Raw genomic sequence first — 16,709 nt, forward strand, 5'->3', positions numbered from 1 at the left:
AAAAAGAAATAGCCAGTCGAACGAACTACTAGCAAGTAGTTCGTTCGATTGGCTATTATATTTTTCGAATTTTCTAAGTAATTAGTAATCGCCAACTTTATTTAAAATCAACATGAACTAAGTCACAGGACATATCCCATAGCTGCGATGAAACTTTTGCGTCTAAAGCCTGTTTTGCAGGTTTGATTCGCTTAGGATAGCCATATATTTCTATCAGTTTTGATGGGCCATAAAAGTCCCCACTTTTTACTTCTGGTGATGTCGCTGCAAGTAAAGAGGCGCGGGCTCCTTGACTAGGTGTTTGAAGCGTATGATAAATGAACCTCGTATAGAGATTTTTACCAGGACCATTATCCATTAAATCTGTCGCAACACCTCCAGGATGAACCCCAATGCTGGAAATTCCCCAGTTGGAAGCAATGCTACGCTTATGAAGTTCAAGAGCAAACATTAAACAAGCCAATTTTGATTGCGAATAAGCGACATTTGGATCGTAATTCTGTTCTAATTGCAAATCATCAAAATGAATTTCTCCAGAACGGTGGGCCATACTGCTAACCGTTACGACACGAGCGTTCGGTGTTTTGCGAAGAAGAGGAAGCAGGTGAGCAGTTAATGCAAAATGTCCTAAATAGTTTGTTCCAAGTTGCAGCTCAAAGTTATCCTTCGTTACTCTTCTATCTGGAGTCGCCATCACGCCCGCATTATTTATTAGAATATCCAATTGATCAAATTTTGATTGTATCATTTTCCCGAAATTTTCTATTGAGGCTAGATCAGCAAGATCTAGTTTTTGGAATTCAATGCTTGCATCAGGATAGATGGCTTTGATCTTCTGAATGGCTTTAGCACCTTTACTCGCATTACGCCCAGCTAGAATAACATGAGCTCCAGCCCCTGACAAAGAGATCGCTGCTTCATATCCTAACCCGCCAGTACCAGTAATAATGATGGTTTTACCAGCTTGAGACCCCATATCTTTTTCCGTCCATCTTTTTTTACTATTTCGATTTTCATTCATACTTATCGTTTCCCTTCTTTTTGGCGTTACGATTGAAACGTCTTGGTGATTGCAGTATAGTAATCTCAATAAGATGTTTCAAGGGCAAAATCATGAAACGTTACAGATTGGAGAAAAGTGTAATGGCAAATAAGCTGAATAGTTATAGAAATGCAATTACGAAAGAAAGTATCTTCATTGCACTGATGCTTTTAATGAAGAAAAAAGAGTTTCATAAAATCTCAATTACAGAGGTAACGACAAAAGCGGGTGTCTCCAGAATGGCCTTTTATAGGAATTATGAGGTATTGGAAGATGTTATCACTGATTACTTAGATGCTTTTTTTGCAAAGTACGAAGAAACGATCGCTGATATTGGTCTAAACAATACCTATGACATCGTTTTAATGTTCTTTTCAAGTTTTAAAACAGAAAAGACGCTTATGATGAACTTGATAGAATCCAATTTGTCTTATTTACTTCTTGATAAAAGCAATTCATTTTTAGAAGAGATATGCAAAGAATTCGTCTGTGATAAATTTTATTCTCCCGAAAAAGAAAAGTATACAATCAAATTCTTATGTGGTGGTTTCTTTAACATGTTAGTCGAGTGGGTTTTAAGTGACTTCAAAGAGGATGAAGCTTATATGGCAGAGTTGTTTTGTGAGTATTGTAAGTGAACGGGTAACAAAAAAACACTCAAAATGGTTTACCTGCGATACCGCGGTCCTTCCATCTTGAGTGTTTTGTAGTGATCAGTATGAAATCAATGGAATTTCTCGATAACTTCTCGAATATCTGCTCTGATCTTTCTTGTTCGAATCGCTATTTTTCCTTGTTCTGTAATACTTTTGATGGCAAATTTAGTCGCTTCATTCGTTAAGCATTTCTTCGAACAGCAATGAACAGCTTTCTTCCATTTTTTTCGATCAAATTTGATGAAACAACTATTGAGATTCAAACTATCAGGGTGATAGGTATAGATATAATCACCAAGCTCTTCAATGAAGACATGCTTACAAGCTGGACAAGAGTACCATTCTCTTCCGCGATAATTACTTGGAACGAGATGCGTTTCTCTGATTCGAAGATGCCGGATCGGATAGTTACTTCTTGTAGGTAAATAATGGTTTACGTACGTTAATTGGTCAATGACCTGTCGTTCATAAAATGTTTCGTATCTTGGTCGATAGAGTGTATTGCTTTTGCTCATGGCTTTCCCTCATTTCCATAATTTAGTATCTAGAGATCGATGTTTATTTAAGTGTATCTAATTACAAGAATACGAGTGTTATATATAATTATTTTAAATTACAGAGTTCCCTTATTCAAGCGCTTTTGTAACGCTTTCACGCAATCGGATACCGGACTAATCACGCCATCTGGCGTCGTGCCCATTCTTTGTTGCAGGGCAAGGCAAGTCATCGGGCCAAAGTTTCCATCTGAAGGCACACGTAATAAGCCTTGGAGTGCACGGATCATCAGTGATCCGCCATGTCCAAATTGAGCAGAGGGAATAAACTGATTGGCGGAATTTCTGATCTGTCCGCTGATGATCCCGTCTTTAGTTGTGCAATTTAATACTTCTTGCAGCCGTCGAGTGGTCGCGGGTCCCCAAGAACCATCGATCGCCAAGAGTCGTTGTTGGTTGTTATTTTCAGTGGGACCAGTGACACTCGCGTTTTTTAATCGAAAATAGCGGACGGGTAAGCCTGAGTAATCCCCCATCCAGCCAATCGCTTTGGTAACTGCGATATTTTGACAGCCTTTGGAATAGGTACAATGCAAGGCATCCCCGTTGATATTTCCTAAGAACCAACCACAATGTCCAGCTGATCCTAGTGAAGCACCTTCATGTCCAGCAACCCATAAATCTCCTCTGCGAACGTCACGTCGATTGATTTCCAGTAGTAACGTGCCCTTCAACTTGAACAGCGTCTCTGTATTCCCGATAAAGGCATTTCTGGGTAAAAAGCCCGCCGCGATCAATGAACGGAAGACAAAGCTCGAACAATCCATCGAGTGTGCCCCAAGTCTGTTGGACATGGAATAACAGACTTTTCCCCGTAAGGCTAAGCCGTATTGCAACGCGGATTCAGTAGTTGGCAATGACTTCATCCCCTTACTGAACGTTGTTTTCCTGATCGTCCTTATCAGGCGCTTCTCCGACATCTCGCTCGAACACCCCAAGCCATTTCTGCAGCCAAGTGATCTTCAAACCGAAATCATGGGCATTTTCCAGTATCGATCCTATCTCGTAAATAATCAGAAGAACGGTCCAGAACAATGCGACATTAATTGGCAGCTTGATTCCGACAATTGGTGCGATCTTGTCCAACGCTGCGGCGCATATGATGGTTGAAAAAGTGATGAATTTGGTAAATAAACCATATAGATTGATGGAGGACACCCATGTATGGCTTCTAAGTGCCTTGCCATATCCGGTTAGAAGGTCTAATCCAGTCATAGTCAAAAAGATACTCATGATTGGTACACTTCCGCCGAAAAGAAAATCGATGAATGAACCTCCTAAGATCGTTGCTAATAGATTCATAAATTACCTACTCTTTCTTTATTTTTTAATTTGTACAACCCCTGTGACCGTGATCGCAGGGGTTGAAGCTTCCTCTTTCCTACGCATGATTGACAGGCTTTAGTTGTGATTGGTTATTCTCGTGGGGTGCTCTCTGGCACGTCTTTGTTTCGGCTCCTTCTTCTGAAAAGCCGATGGAACAGGCCTTTACGTTCCTTTTTGTCTTGAATGTCAATTGATCGATGAGTATCGGCTTCTTGTTGTTGGTATTCATAACCAATGATTTCCACCGGTAGCTCATGGTTAATGGGTGGAAGCGAGTCCGTATTAATGGTGATGGTTGACTCTGTCGTATCCCCGATTTCAATCCGCGTCAATCGGTCATAATGACGCCCACGTGGTTGGATTGTGCTAGGGTTGATACTAGATACTTTGGTAGTTAGATCGTTTCCTGTTTTTTCTGCTTCATCGCTCACTTCAAAGCAACCGACCTCTTCACAGGTTGCTTCCATCGGTGGTTCGATTTCTGGAATCATTTCTTCAGGCGCATGTTCCAAATCAAAGATCAGTGTTTCAATTGTGGTCACGAACTTAGCCGATAGGGCGGAATCAAATAGTTTTACGCCATCTTGTTCAAACAGGTCGAGTGTGGTTAATAGTTCGCAAGCTTCTTTGATTTCTTCTGCCGGCAAGCTGGTGTCCACATTTTTGTAGCGCCAGGTATGTCTTCCACCGTCATTCTTCGAAAATAGTGCGACTAAATCTGTCGTTTCAGTGCTCATACGATTTTTCCTTTCATACGTTTTCTATTTCCTGCGTAGGATTTCTATATCATGACTCAGTAGTTTCTTCGGGTCGGACAGTTGAAATTAGAGAACGGACAACAGAGAAGACTTTTTCGCCAAAATTTCTTATGGGAAAGACACGTAGTTTCAGTCGTTTCCACTCAGGCGCTTGAAAGTAATCCTCAAAAAAGTAAAAGAAGCGTTTCATCGTACGTGTCGCTTTGGTGTTCATAAACAAGTAGCGGACAAGATCCTCCAGAATGTGGGCGAACTCTTGCGCGCCAAGCTTGAAGCGGACACGTAGCGCTAAGATATATTTGATGGTTACACTGCTATTTTGTGTTTCTTGATAAAATTCCATGATGCGTTTTTCTAATGTTTCTGGTTTTAGTGAAAATGCTTGGTCGCATGTCAACAGTTGCTCATTCATGGATTTCTCCTCCTTGTTTTGTCTGTAATAAAAATCTAGGAGAGGAGAGCCGTACGTCTACCGCAACTCCTCAAATTCTTCTGTTTTACGGTTGTTCCTGTGTCGTATCAAAAATCACGGTTTCGATCGTTTCGACATATTTCGCACTTTCGACGGTGTGGAATAGGTCTGCGCCGTCTTTATGAAAGAGTTTTACCCGAGTCAGTCGTTCCAATAGGGCTCGGATTTCAAGGGGCGATTTCTTTGTATCAGGATTAATCAAACTCCAGGTCTGTTTTTTTCCTAAGCTGTTTCTAAATACGGTCACTAATTTCTTTTTCATCTAGCTGCACCTCCTTATTTGGTATAACGTGATTGACTGGTTAGGATCACGCCGTCTAAGGTACTGTCTTCAGGGGAAAGAGCGGTTAAGATATCTCCCAATTCTAAAACGGCTTCTTCCGTTGGTTCATCGATGACGTTTTGAAAGGTCACCTTGCTTAGTTTGTCTTCGCCAGTATCGATTTGTACTTGTAATTTATTGCCAATTTTTTGAATCATAGTGATTCCTCCATCATGTTTGTTTTTTGTTCCGGCCGGTGATTAAAAGATAGTCGAATTCTCCAAAAAGTGCGAATTGGAAATTAACCACCATATCCCCCAATTTGACTCGTTTTGGGGTAAAAAGGGCCCTTTTTAGGCCGAAAGTGGTCAAATTGGGGGGTGTCTGTGTCAAATTCCAATTTGAGATTCATTTCTATTTGTAGTATAATTAAAGATTTTCCTAAAAATGATTGGTTAAGTAGCTCAGGAAAGGTACATGTTTTTGCGTATTTTAGAGTAAAAGAACTTTGATAGCGGTTGTTTTGCCATGCTATAATGTAGGCGAGAAAACCTGCTATCTGAAAGGCAGGAAAAATCATGCAAAAATATCTACCGACGAACGATCTTCTTTTTCGTAAGCTTCTTAGCTCAGAAGATTCCCAGCACATTCTCAGAGCTTTTATCAAAGACTTGATCGGAATTGAATTCAAGACACTGACCCCCACAGTCACTTACCATATCGACAGTTACATAAAATCCTACGAAGAAAACAAGCAAACTGAACTGAAACGAACCGAAGTCGATGTCTTGGCCGTTGATGAGAATGGCGCGCATACCACGATTGAATGTCAGATACAGTCTCATGACTATTTTCATGAACGAGTGATTTTCTATTTAACCGAAGCTTATCGTTCACCCTTTGGGGCAATTGAGACGAAAGAAGTGGAAAAGAAGAACAACTTTTCAAGCCTGCGCCCAGCCTATGGAATCAATATTTTAGATTTTGAAATGTTTGATGGGAATGAACAAGCCCTGCAATTGTTTCGGTTACTAAATGAAGAAACCTATCGTCCCTTTCACAATCAAAAGTCACAGGAACTGTTGCTTTTATGCTTTCTCAGCTTGAAAAATAAAAATATTGATAAGCAGCATCCCGCTTGGCACTGGTACTATTTCTTAAAAACAGGAGAAGTCGCAGATCAGGCACCAGATTACATCATAGAAGCCAAAGCCAGAACCGATTTTTTAAACCTAGAAAGCGAGGAACAAGAAATGATTATGCGAATTGATAAAGATAAAGACGTTAGCGATGCGATCTTGTCCACGAGATTTCGAGAGGGGCGAGAAGAAGGAATAGAGCAAGGAATAGAGCAAGGAATAGAGCAAGGGAAATGTCTAGTAGCTCTTGAATTACTAAAAACCGGGAATACGCTTGATTATGTATCAAAGGTAACAGGATTGGATATAGAAGTACTTAAAAAGTTGAAAAACGAAGAAGAGTAACGTTCTGAATATGATAAACAGAAAGGGCAAAATGATCATGGATGACGAATACAGAATCAGGCAAATGAATAAAGATAAAGCCGTTAGCGATGCGATCTTGTCCACGAGATTTCGAGAGGGGCGAGAAGAAGGAATAGAGCAAGGAATAGAGAAGGGAAAACGTATAGTAGCTTTTGAATTACTAAAAACCGGGAATACGCTTGATTATGTATCAAAGGTAACAGGATTAGACATTGAAACCTTGAAAAAGTGGAAGGCTAGATCAAAATAGTTCGTTGAATGTTTAAGAAAAGAAATCCACCTAAGCAAGCTGCTTAAGTGGATTTTTGAATAGGTGTAATTATTTTCTGACAAAGAGACGTGCTCTTATTTTCTAGCGACAAAAACGAATCGATGCTGCTGATTGAAAATAAATCCTTTCAACGAAAGCTCTTCTTGCAGCAAGAACAGTTGCTTGTAATGTGTTGCTACGCTGAAATTTGGAAATTCCCAGGGGATCGTTTTGGCATAATAAATCAGGCCATCCATGTCAAAAAAATTCTGATCCAAAAAAGCTTCATCATGGTAAAGAACCAAAAAGCCCTGTTGGCGTAATTCTGTTACCACAGAAGAGAGATGCAGATCAAAAGCCTCTTTTTTGAAATTCGGAATCAGCTTGGTGGATAAGGGAAGTCCGTTCAAATCACCTACCTGCTGCGAAATAAAAAAGCCGCCCGTTTTCAATACACGCCAAACCTCTGGAACCGAAAAAGATTCATGGGAATTCATCACTATGTCAAACTGCGCATCGGGAAAAGGCAGCTGATCATTCTCCTCAATAAACTGCACCTCTACCCCTTTTGGTTGCAATTGGTTTATTAACAACTGGTAATTTGGTTCCCACCCTTCAGTAACAGTCGTGTATTCATAGGGATGATGAAAGATCTCAAGCAGTTCGCCGCCACCTGTTCCCATGTCTAATAGTTGCATGGTAGGGGTTAGGTACTTTTTGACCAGCTCTTTATAGCTCCAAGGGGTCTTTGCCTGCGTCATTTTCCCCTCTAAATAAGAAAAATCCCAGCCGCTAAATGTCTTTTGATTGGCTTCGCTGGTTAACCAATCCTGCATGTATGTTTTCTCCATTGCTATCGCTCCTTCTCACGTTTTTTCTGAGAACGATATAGCCGATCAATAGGGAAAATTCACCTCGATACAGTGCCTATCCAATCAGCTGTATCGAGGAGCTACCTCGTTTGTCTACCATACGAATCACCTTCTAGAAAGTCTTGCTTCTAGTATAACACGTGCACTAGTGTGGATAGGAAATTTACAAAAGGGTTTTGATGGATTGGGCTAGAGTTAGGTATGGACGTTTAGAATTATGCTCAAATTCAACTTTTTTGTGAAATAATAGCAAGATCACGAGTGTGTTCCCATGTTCATTTATTCAGTCATTACTTTCTTTGATACTGTGAAAACATTAAATTTCTTTTTTTTGTGATATGTTTTTCTTGGCGAATCTATGCGGATATCTTTTTTCATTTACATTTTCCGAAGAATAAACTTTTGAATCGTTAATGGGTTGCTTTGCTAGTGGTGAGCAATTGCAGAGATACGAATGAATCAGGTGAGAGTCACTTTGAACGATAAAATGGTAGATAAAATGAACGATAAATAATTGAATAGTTGTAGGTGAAAATAAAAATCGAACTTATTTATTGCAGACCAAGGACAAGTGAGGAAGTAGGGGAAGGTACTACTAAAAAGCGAAACACCATATATTAATGAGTATGGAAACCGTACGTATAACCAAATCAAAAAGATCGCTTTAACTAAGCAATGTGACTTATTCACTTGGATTGAAGCAGTAGAAGGCATTGGCATGTTTATTAAAAAATCCATAGAGAAATCGAAGAAGTGCCATTCACGGATACTCTTCTCTTCATAAGCTATCAGGCTGATAACAAGAATAGGTTATCAGCCTGATAGCAGTACCAATAGTTCTTAAAGCCAATCAATCTGATCACTGTCTTGAGGATCACAAAAGAACTCTTCGCAGTGATAAAGCGCATATGTTTTTCGATAAAGATGGTTGATCTCACCTAACGAGGTGCGGAACTTTTTTAACATGGGGCGATTGCGAAGGTTACTCGCAAACGGCGTACTGGGAAGAAACAAATAATCGAGAGGGACAAACCCCGGGATCGCATAGTGAAAGAATCCGCGGCGCATGGTTGCCATAAGGAGACAAGCAAGCTCTGCTCTGGCGATGACGCGCCTTTTTTGAACAGGAAGGATCAGGTGGAGTCCGTTTGTCATTTGCGCAAAATGCTGCCCTTGATATTTGAAAATAGATGAGATTTTATACGGATTGAGCCAGATCGTTTGCTCCTTACTTTCCAATGGACATAAGGTAAAGAATGGACTGACCCAAGGAAACTTGTAGGTACCAAAACAACCGAGCTCTCTTAAACAAATCGAGAGTACTTGGTATTCGGGAAAAGAATGAACAGTGGAGATTTCGTGTAGTGTTGATATCGCTGTCATTTGGCTGCAATAAACGTGGTGATCAGTAAAGACCAATAACCCTTTCCTTTTTGGAATGGGGACCAAGCAATTAATATCATGGACCTGTGTAGGGTCAAAGGTTAGTACATCCGCTAAATATTTCTCCCATAATGGAGACCATCGCTTATCATCAAGATACTCAAAATTATTCATAAACATCCTCCTAAAAACATTGAAAATTTCTCCTTACACCAAAACTATATTGCAAAGTCAATAGGAATTAAATAACGAATTTTTTCGTCTGAGATTAAAAAAAACGGAAAATAGAAAAATCAGCATCGGATTTATTAAAAAAATCGATGCTGATTTATTCTTTTTTAAATATATTTTTTCTAATAAATGACAACATATAAGGTAAAATAAAAAATATATTTATTTTCGTCGAAAGAAATGCTAGTATATTTTTCCTGCTGCAATTTAATCTGACTGTTACAATCATTATATTTATTGCTTAGTCTTACAAAAAACTAGAAATTTATGTGTTTTGGTCAATATAAGATTAGATAAATTGTTGTTAGTTCTAAAGGTTTATTGATTATATTATATATTACAGATTATTAATAATCAATATCATTTAAAAAAATAATTATTTTTGAGTTGTTCTGAAAATAACGTGCTTTATGATTATTGTTTTATCGGGCTTTTCACATATAAATCTAAGAAAGAACGAGAACATGAGCCGTCTGTTAAGCCGTCAAAATTATTTGGGAAGGATGATATCGTGCGAAAAGGAGAAAATATTTATTTGCGAAAAGATGGACGTTGGGAAGGTAGGTATCCTAAAGGAAGAAAAGCCGATGGAAGAATTAAATATGGCTATATTTATGGGAAAAGCTACAACGAGGTAAAGTTAAAGTTATACCCGAAAAAAATCTACTACCATTCACTCCAACAAGTACATGGGGCATCCGCGGAAACTTTTGAGGAATGGACAGTGGAATGGTTAGCGGAGGTTCAAGAAGATGTAAAGCCATCAACCTTTGCAAGTTACTATTATAAAATAACTAAATATATTTTACCGGTGATAAAGGACATTCCGTTAAATGAATTATCTGTTGATAATGGTAAGATACTTCTTCGTGAATTACAGAATAAATTAACAAAATCAACGATCCAAGTCATTTTCAGAATCGTGAATAAGTGCTTAAATCATGCGAAAACATGCGGGAAAATAATGTCTAATCCATTTTCCGAGTTAAAATTACCTAAATCTAAACATAAGAAAATTCGTGCGTTAACATTATCGGAACAAAGAAGGGTAATGGCTGTGGCAGCTAAGGAGAAGAAAGGCTACGGAATTCCTACGATGTTGGCTTTACACTCAGGGCTTCGAATTGGAGAAATCGCAGCACTGAAATGGTCAGATATTGACTTTGAGACGAATCTGATTCATGTAAATCAAACCTATCAACGGATTTCTACTTTAGAGGAAAGAAAAAAGACACAGCTTATTTTAACTGATTCCAAGACCGAGGCTTCTGAACGTATCGTACCGATCGGTCCTACTCTAAAGAAACTGTTACTAGAACAAAAAAGAAGATCATCAAATAGTTCGTTTGTCTTTTCAACGAACGGTCAACCATGTGAGCCGCGTTTGCTCACTTATCACTTTCATCGAATAAGGATGAAAGCGAATATCGCAACGATTCATTTCCATCAATTAAGACATACATTCGCTACTCGTTGTTTAGAAGCGAATAAGGATGTGTCTTCTGTTAGTGCGCTGTTGGGACATGCCTCTACTCAAATGACGCTGGATACATATGTAGATGCGATGCTGGAACAGCGACATCAAGTCATTACGGAGATGGATCAATTAGTTAGTTAAATAGGGATGTAACCATTTTCAAAAAAATGAGAGTAATTTTTTGGGTTATTCTTTTTTTTATTCCCGAGAAAGCGCTTACTTTATTGCGGATTTCCCCTCTTCCAAGAAATAAATTAATATCCATTATTTTTTCTAAACAAAAAGATTTTTTTGTTTTTCAGTTATTTTAAAAAAGAGGCTATTAACCGTCATTAATCGTCAAACACTTCTGTAAACATTGAAGTATCAGTGTTTACAGAAGTGTTTCTAGTTTTTTGTAAGACAAAGAACTTTCTAACCAATTAATGAACAATTCAAGGAATTGTGTTTTCTAAAGAAAATAACTTTTAAAGTTATAAATAGCAATTTCATAACAGAACAGTAATAGATAAAAGATTAGAAGTTTCAGAATAAAAAACAATACATATAACGGAGGACCTTATGAATATTGAACGTTACAAGCCGAAAGTGAATGCCTTTCACTATGATGCCAAAGAGGAATATGAAGAGTATGAAAATAATTTCAACATTCATATCACTCCTTTAAGGATAGCGTATCCGGCGGATCAGGACAATTCCAGCACGCTTGGAATTCGCTTAGATTTTAATATGATTTTTGAAGAGTTTGTGGTATCAGGCAGTTTGGGGCAAGTCAATCTATTCAAAGATCGCCGAATTGAATCACAAGAGGACCTCACAAAGGAAGAGCTGGATGAGCTATTGATGCCGCTCTTTCTTTTGGTGAAGCGATTGACTTATGAGGTTAGTGAGATTGCGTTAGATGAACCAGGAGTAGAAGTCCACTTCGATCAATTAAATCAAGGATCGATGATAGATAACGATAGTGAAGAAGGAGAAATGTAAGTTGGGGAAAAGAAAGTATTATCAGAAAACGCTCAGAACAATCTACCGCTCTAAGCACACACAGCCGGTATTTGTAAGAAACGGAGTGAAGGGTGCAACGACTTTGATTGGATCGGCTTCGATTCTATTAAGTGGAGCACCGCTCTCTTTTGCGGCTGAGGAAGCTACTGTGAATGAAGCGATTGAATTAACAGCAGAAGAAACGTCGTCTGGTGTTATGAAGGAAACAGACAAAGAACAATCAGAGACAGGCGATGCGGCAACATCGACGGAGACTGATTCTGAAGAAACGGAAAAGCCGAATGAACCGGAGAAACCAACGAATCCGGTGAATCCAGAAAAACCAACGGAGCCAGAAAAGCCCGTGGACCCAAATAAACCAGAAAAACCAACCGATCCAGAGAAACCGACGGAGCCGACTGAACCAGAAAAGCCGGTGAAGCCAACCGACCCCGTGACACCAGAACAACCGGCAAAACCGACGCAACCATCGAAGCCGACGCAACCGTCACAGCCAGTGACACCGACGGCTCCAGAGAAGGCGGCATCATCAGCGCCCGTTGTTCAAGCGGCACAGCCGATCGTAAGTCAAGTGGAGACACAGCCAGTCACAGAGTTGGTTCCTGAAACAACGGTAGCCAGTGATGGGTCGATTCATTTTGAAAAGGATGAATCCGTCGAGACCTTTATCAAGAAGATCGGAGAACCTGCTCGTAAGATCGGGCAAAAAGAAGACTTGTACGCCTCAGTGATGATCGCTCAGGCGATCTTAGAGTCTGCAAGTGGAACGAGTCAGTTAGCTCAGGCACCGAATTATAACTTGTTTGGAATCAAAGGCAGCTATAAAGGAAAGAGCGCGACCTTCAATACACAAGAAGACACAGGTGGCGGGAATATGACCACGATCCAAGCGTCTTTTAGAGCCTATGAGAACTATGAAGAAAGCTTCGATGACTACGCCAAGCTGATGAAGGAAGGCTTAACGGGGAATACTACCTTCTATAGCGGTGCATGGAAGAGCAACACCGAAAACTATGAGGACGCGACGAGGTTCTTAACAGGGAAATACGCGACCGATACTACCTACAATCAGAAGCTGAATGGTCTGATTGAGACCTACGACCTGACTGAATACGACAAGGAACGAACTGTCGAGGTCAATAAGCAAGGGTTCGTTGTTCCTGTGAGAGATTACATGATCTCCAGTCCATTCGGCATCCGAGGAGCAGAGTTCCATCGTGGGCTAGATATGGCAGCTGTCCAAGGCGAACCAATCTATGCCAGTAAAGCAGGAACGGTGAACATCGCGGAATACCATTATTCATGGGGGAATTACGTGGTGATCGAACATGAAGATGGCATGGCCACCTTATATGCGCATCAGTCTCAATATGTGGTAAAGGCGGGCGATCAAGTAGAACAAGGTCAGATTATCGGGTATGTGGGAAGTACGGGGAATAGTACCGGCAGCCATCTGCACTTTGAGGTTTGTCTGGATGGTTCGTTGAGTCAGGCACAGCTGATTGATCCGACGACAGTCTTATTTTAGTTAGGAGGCGCTTATGAAATTCAGTGTAAAGGATATAAAAAATCTAACCTTTCCAACGAGCGCCATGGGGTATCGAAAAAAGGATGTCGATGACTTCCTGTCCTATGTCGCTAAGGACTATCACTCCTATCAGCAGCAAATAAAGAATGTAAAAGCCGATCTGGAAGATGTCACCGCGGAAAAAGAAATTATCCAGAATACGTCGCAGCATCAACGACGCTTTGACCAAGAAAAGCTGGAAGAATTATTAAATGAAAACCGGATACTCAGAAAACAGCTGGAAGCTGCTCAAGTCCGTAACCGCGGGCCAAAGCCTGGCGAGACTTCAGAGCTATCGCTTTCGCAAAAGGTCGCTCTAAAAATAGAGAGCCAAGCACAGGATGAAGCGATGAAGATTCGCAAGCAGGCAGATGCCTATTATCAAGAGCAGATGACACAGATTCAACATGAACGGCATTTTCTAGATACGCGTGTACGGGAAAGCTTATCCGACCTGGCCAAGAATGAAGAGGTCATCTTCACCTCTGTCGATCGACTGAAGCAGGAGTATCTACTTCTGGTCAACCATTTAAGACGAAATTTCGAAAGCTTGGTAGAAGAAGAGCCAAAAAATGAACAGAAGGTTCAGTAAGGAGTGAGCGCATATGTATTTTAAACCCGTGGATATACGGGGACTGACGTTTCGAAGGGGGCTCTTTGGCTTCCGCAAGACGGATGTCAACGACTTTATCCGTCACGTGCTGGAGGATTACGATATCTTTCTGGAAATGGAGAAACAACTAGCCGATACCCAACAGGAGCTTACCCAAAAACAAGAGCAGCTCTTCCAGCAAAATGAAAAGATTGCCCAGCTGACACTCCGTCTAGGACAGCTAAGCAGCGAGCTTACCAGTCTGAGAGAACTGGAAGGCGAATATCAAGACATCGAGAAGATCAAGCAGATGGCACAGCGTACCGCCAATACTGTCCAAGAAGAAGCGGATAAATTATTAGCAAAAGCGCGGCAGGAAAACGAGCAGGCAATGAGACAAGCCGAAGCCCATAAGATGAACCAGCTGATGAATATTCAGATCGAAGTCGATGCATTAGCGAAGAAGCAGCAGCGTCTAACGACTCAGATAGCTGACAAGAAATCTGAATTGATTGATATAGAGATTCAATGTGAAGAACTGCTGGCTCAAAGACAGGGAATCGTCGAGGAGACGGAACTGTTAAAGGAAAAGTATCTGAGCTTGCGGGAGAATCTGGTACAAGCCGCAAACGGTGAACAATCTCAAAAAAATGATGCAGAGCTCATGGGCATCCGACGAACGAAGCGAATTGGATAGGAGGCGAAGCGCTTATGGATTTTGAACAATTCATATGGATCTTTGATTTCTTGGAGCGGGTAAAAATCAGACGATACGTCTTTCCTCTCATGGTCATTATGATGACGCTTAGTTATCTAAAAGTCCGCCATGATCGCAAGAAGATTACACAAGAAGAAGAGGACGCGGCGATCGAAGCGACCTATCAGAAAGATGAGAATGGTCTATATCCATGGGAAGCAGATACCGATGACCACCCTAGTCGAGTGGCTAAAGATAGCCGACCGCTTAAGAAAGATTGGGGACCGCAGCGGGGGAAATGGTGAGTGCCTACCATGAAAAAGATAGAACGAATAAGTATGAAGCAAAAGGGGAGTCTCTGTGAAGGAAACCAGCATTGAACAACTAGTCAAAAAACTCAAACAAGTGCCCATTGAAACGAAGCAAAAGCATCTGTTCCTTTCTATCTCTAATGGAAAAGAACGGGCGAAGGTCAGAAATGTCAGAGGAGAGACATTCGAGGATTGTATCCAATGGCTAACACCGGAATTAGCCAAGAGTGACGCCGCGTATATCCGTGTAGATGCGGTAACACATATCCAGGAATACAACTACGCGGAGCTGAATAAGCGGCTATCCCTTGTCGAGCGAAATAATTACTTTCGTACAGGGATCGCTTTTGATCGGAAGTTCCGTACCGCCTTTTTAGGCGAGGAAATCATGGGAAGTGCCTTAATCCGACCGTCTGAGAATCATCGTGTCGGCTTTAATAATCCCGAGCTTTCTATTAATATGCCAAATCTTGAGAAATACGTGCAGCGCAAGTACAACGCACCGCTAAGAGATAAGCTGAAGCAGAAGACCTTTTATCTATTCACCACACAGGGCTTCTACTTTGATCGCGGCGAATGGATCAAGCTGTCGACCCAGAAGAATCAAGAAGGGATTCGGGAGACAAACTTTGGTCTCTTACCGAAACAAATCGATCACGCCATCGAATCTGGCGAAGACTTTCTCTATCGCCAGATCAAGGACACAGGACAGTTCATCTATGGCTATTATCCGACGTATGATTACGAGATCACCGGCTACAACTCTGTTCGGCATTTCTCTAGTGTCTATGCCTTATTAGAAGCGCAGGAATATCTAGGGAAAACAGAGGAATTAAACCGTTCGGAAAAAGCCCTTGATTGGGGTGTGAAGCATTTATTGATGGAAAAGGACGGTGCACAATACGTCCAAGAACAAATGCGTTCAGGGATTTCCATCAAATTAGGTGCGCAGGCCTTAGCGATCCTCGCCATGGCGAAGTTCCAGACGATCACTGGAAATGACAAGTATCAGACCATCATTACCCAGCTGATCCAAGGCATCGATGATCGGTTTGTCAATGAGATTGGGGAGACGACCCATATCTTGGATGATCAGTTAGAGGTCAAGAAGAAATTCAACATCATTTATTACGATGGAGAAGCCGTCTTCAGTATCCTGCGAGGCTATGCGATTACTAAGGATGATCGTCATTTACAGTTAGCCAAGAAACTGTTTGATCGTTTCGTAGAGAAGAAATACGAACGCTACCACGATCACTGGTTAAGCTACGCAACCAATGAAATTCTGCTTTATCTTAATGACAAGAAATATTATGAGTTCGGCTTGAAGAATGCTTTCGAGAATATGAATTTCATTGAATTTCGTGATACTGCCTATCCGACGTTATTGGAGCTATTAATGGCAGCGATCAAGATGACCGATAAAGTCAAAGAAACCAGCTATTTTAAACAAGGTGAGTTCACTCAATTTGTTTCTAAAATAGATTTCTGGCGCTTGCGACAAGTCGCAATCAAGCGTGCAGAGATTGAGATTGAAAAAGGCGTGATGTTTCCTGAGATGGCCATGTTTATGAAGTACCCAGATCGGATCGTCCATGGGTTCTACACCAGACATGACAAATTCCGGATGCGGATCGATGATCAAGAGCATTTTCTGAGCGGCTTGATTAATTTTTTTGACTATTTTTACAAATAGTTCAAGCAAAGCAACAAAACGGCAATGAAAAAAATCTAAAAAAAGGAGTTATT

The 16,709-nt window shown here is 40.7% G+C and carries 20 protein-coding genes; 10 read left to right on the forward strand and 10 right to left on the reverse strand.

Annotated features, from left to right (window positions below; genetic code table 11):
* Positions 1–97: 97 nt before the first annotated feature.
* Positions 98–1,021 carry an oxidoreductase gene (locus IGI44_RS04515; RefSeq protein ID WP_438786618.1) on the reverse strand — a complete coding sequence of 308 codons (924 nt, stop codon included), beginning with the start codon at positions 1,019–1,021 and terminating at the stop codon, positions 98–100.
* 122 nt (positions 1,022–1,143) lie between these two features.
* On the opposite strand from IGI44_RS04515, the gene IGI44_RS04520 reads away from it, so the two are divergent.
* Complete coding sequence (locus IGI44_RS04520; protein WP_438786619.1) at positions 1,144–1,680, forward strand: TetR/AcrR family transcriptional regulator; 537 nt, start codon at positions 1,144–1,146, stop codon at positions 1,678–1,680.
* Positions 1,681–1,766: 86 nt separating this feature from the next.
* On the opposite strand, the gene IGI44_RS04525 is transcribed toward IGI44_RS04520, so the two are convergent.
* The 7 genes from IGI44_RS04525 to IGI44_RS04555 form a co-directional block, all read right to left on the reverse strand.
* A complete protein-coding gene (locus IGI44_RS04525) occupies positions 1,767–2,213 on the reverse strand; it encodes a hypothetical protein (protein WP_438786620.1) in 447 nt (148 codons plus the stop codon).
* Between the two features lie 98 nt (positions 2,214–2,311).
* On the reverse strand, positions 2,312–3,118 hold the full coding sequence (locus tag IGI44_RS04530) for a peptidoglycan amidohydrolase family protein (RefSeq protein WP_438786621.1): 807 nt from the start codon (positions 3,116–3,118) through the stop codon (positions 2,312–2,314).
* Between the two features lie 4 nt (positions 3,119–3,122).
* Positions 3,123–3,554 (reverse strand): phage holin family protein, encoded by a 432-nt coding sequence (locus IGI44_RS04535; protein WP_438786622.1) that lies wholly within the window; start codon positions 3,552–3,554, stop codon positions 3,123–3,125.
* A gap of 113 nt (positions 3,555–3,667) precedes the next feature.
* Positions 3,668–4,315 (reverse strand): DUF2922 family protein, encoded by a 648-nt coding sequence (locus IGI44_RS04540; protein WP_438786623.1) that lies wholly within the window; start codon positions 4,313–4,315, stop codon positions 3,668–3,670.
* A 49-nt stretch (positions 4,316–4,364) separates the two neighbouring features.
* Positions 4,365–4,748 (reverse strand): hypothetical protein, encoded by a 384-nt coding sequence (locus IGI44_RS04545; RefSeq protein ID WP_438786297.1) that lies wholly within the window; start codon positions 4,746–4,748, stop codon positions 4,365–4,367.
* A gap of 85 nt (positions 4,749–4,833) precedes the next feature.
* On the reverse strand, positions 4,834–5,070 hold the full coding sequence (locus IGI44_RS04550) for a DUF2922 family protein (RefSeq protein WP_438786624.1): 237 nt from the start codon (positions 5,068–5,070) through the stop codon (positions 4,834–4,836).
* Positions 5,071–5,084: 14 nt separating this feature from the next.
* The gene (locus IGI44_RS04555; protein WP_438786625.1) at positions 5,085–5,288 is read right to left on the reverse strand and encodes a hypothetical protein; all 204 of its coding nucleotides are present in this window, start codon (positions 5,286–5,288) and stop codon (positions 5,085–5,087) included.
* Positions 5,289–5,648: 360 nt separating this feature from the next.
* Here IGI44_RS04555 and IGI44_RS04560 point away from each other — a divergent pair, with 360 nt between their 5' ends.
* Positions 5,649–6,554, forward strand: coding sequence for an Rpn family recombination-promoting nuclease/putative transposase (locus tag IGI44_RS04560; RefSeq protein WP_438786626.1), 906 nt, complete (start codon positions 5,649–5,651; stop codon positions 6,552–6,554).
* Between the two features lie 31 nt (positions 6,555–6,585).
* Entirely contained in the window at positions 6,586–6,825 is a 240-nt protein-coding gene (locus IGI44_RS04565; protein ID WP_438786627.1) for a hypothetical protein, read from the forward strand.
* A gap of 95 nt (positions 6,826–6,920) precedes the next feature.
* Here the strand turns inward: IGI44_RS04565 and IGI44_RS04570 are convergent, their stop codons facing one another.
* Together IGI44_RS04570 and IGI44_RS04575 are read right to left on the reverse strand one after the other, a co-directional pair.
* A complete protein-coding gene (locus IGI44_RS04570) occupies positions 6,921–7,676 on the reverse strand; it encodes a methyltransferase domain-containing protein (RefSeq protein WP_438786628.1) in 756 nt (251 codons plus the stop codon).
* Positions 7,677–8,537: 861 nt separating this feature from the next.
* Complete coding sequence (locus tag IGI44_RS04575; protein ID WP_438786629.1) at positions 8,538–9,254, reverse strand: hypothetical protein; 717 nt, start codon at positions 9,252–9,254, stop codon at positions 8,538–8,540.
* A 568-nt stretch (positions 9,255–9,822) separates the two neighbouring features.
* Between IGI44_RS04575 and IGI44_RS04580 the strand changes: the two genes are divergently transcribed.
* The 7 genes from IGI44_RS04580 (at position 9,823) to IGI44_RS04610 (ending at position 16,656) form a co-directional block, all read left to right on the forward strand.
* The gene (locus IGI44_RS04580; protein ID WP_438786630.1) at positions 9,823–10,929 is read left to right on the forward strand and encodes a tyrosine-type recombinase/integrase; all 1,107 of its coding nucleotides are present in this window, start codon (positions 9,823–9,825) and stop codon (positions 10,927–10,929) included.
* 420 nt (positions 10,930–11,349) lie between these two features.
* On the forward strand, positions 11,350–11,772 hold the full coding sequence (locus IGI44_RS04585) for a DUF1149 family protein (RefSeq protein WP_438786631.1): 423 nt from the start codon (positions 11,350–11,352) through the stop codon (positions 11,770–11,772).
* Position 11,773: 1 nt separating this feature from the next.
* The gene (locus IGI44_RS04590; protein WP_438786632.1) at positions 11,774–13,321 is read left to right on the forward strand and encodes a glucosaminidase domain-containing protein; all 1,548 of its coding nucleotides are present in this window, start codon (positions 11,774–11,776) and stop codon (positions 13,319–13,321) included.
* A 13-nt stretch (positions 13,322–13,334) separates the two neighbouring features.
* Complete coding sequence (locus IGI44_RS04595) at positions 13,335–13,952, forward strand: DivIVA domain-containing protein (protein WP_438786633.1); 618 nt, start codon at positions 13,335–13,337, stop codon at positions 13,950–13,952.
* 13 nt (positions 13,953–13,965) lie between these two features.
* Positions 13,966–14,649, forward strand: coding sequence for a DivIVA domain-containing protein (locus IGI44_RS04600; RefSeq protein WP_438786634.1), 684 nt, complete (start codon positions 13,966–13,968; stop codon positions 14,647–14,649).
* 14 nt (positions 14,650–14,663) lie between these two features.
* A complete protein-coding gene (locus IGI44_RS04605) occupies positions 14,664–14,954 on the forward strand; it encodes a hypothetical protein (RefSeq protein ID WP_438786635.1) in 291 nt (96 codons plus the stop codon).
* Positions 14,955–15,009: 55 nt separating this feature from the next.
* A complete protein-coding gene (locus IGI44_RS04610; RefSeq protein ID WP_438786636.1) occupies positions 15,010–16,656 on the forward strand; it encodes a hypothetical protein in 1,647 nt (548 codons plus the stop codon).
* Positions 16,657–16,709: the final 53 nt, after the last annotated feature.

Origin of the sequence: Enterococcus sp. DIV0756, from assembly GCF_051710745.1 — a bacterium.
Taxonomy (GTDB): domain Bacteria; phylum Bacillota; class Bacilli; order Lactobacillales; family Enterococcaceae; genus Enterococcus_A.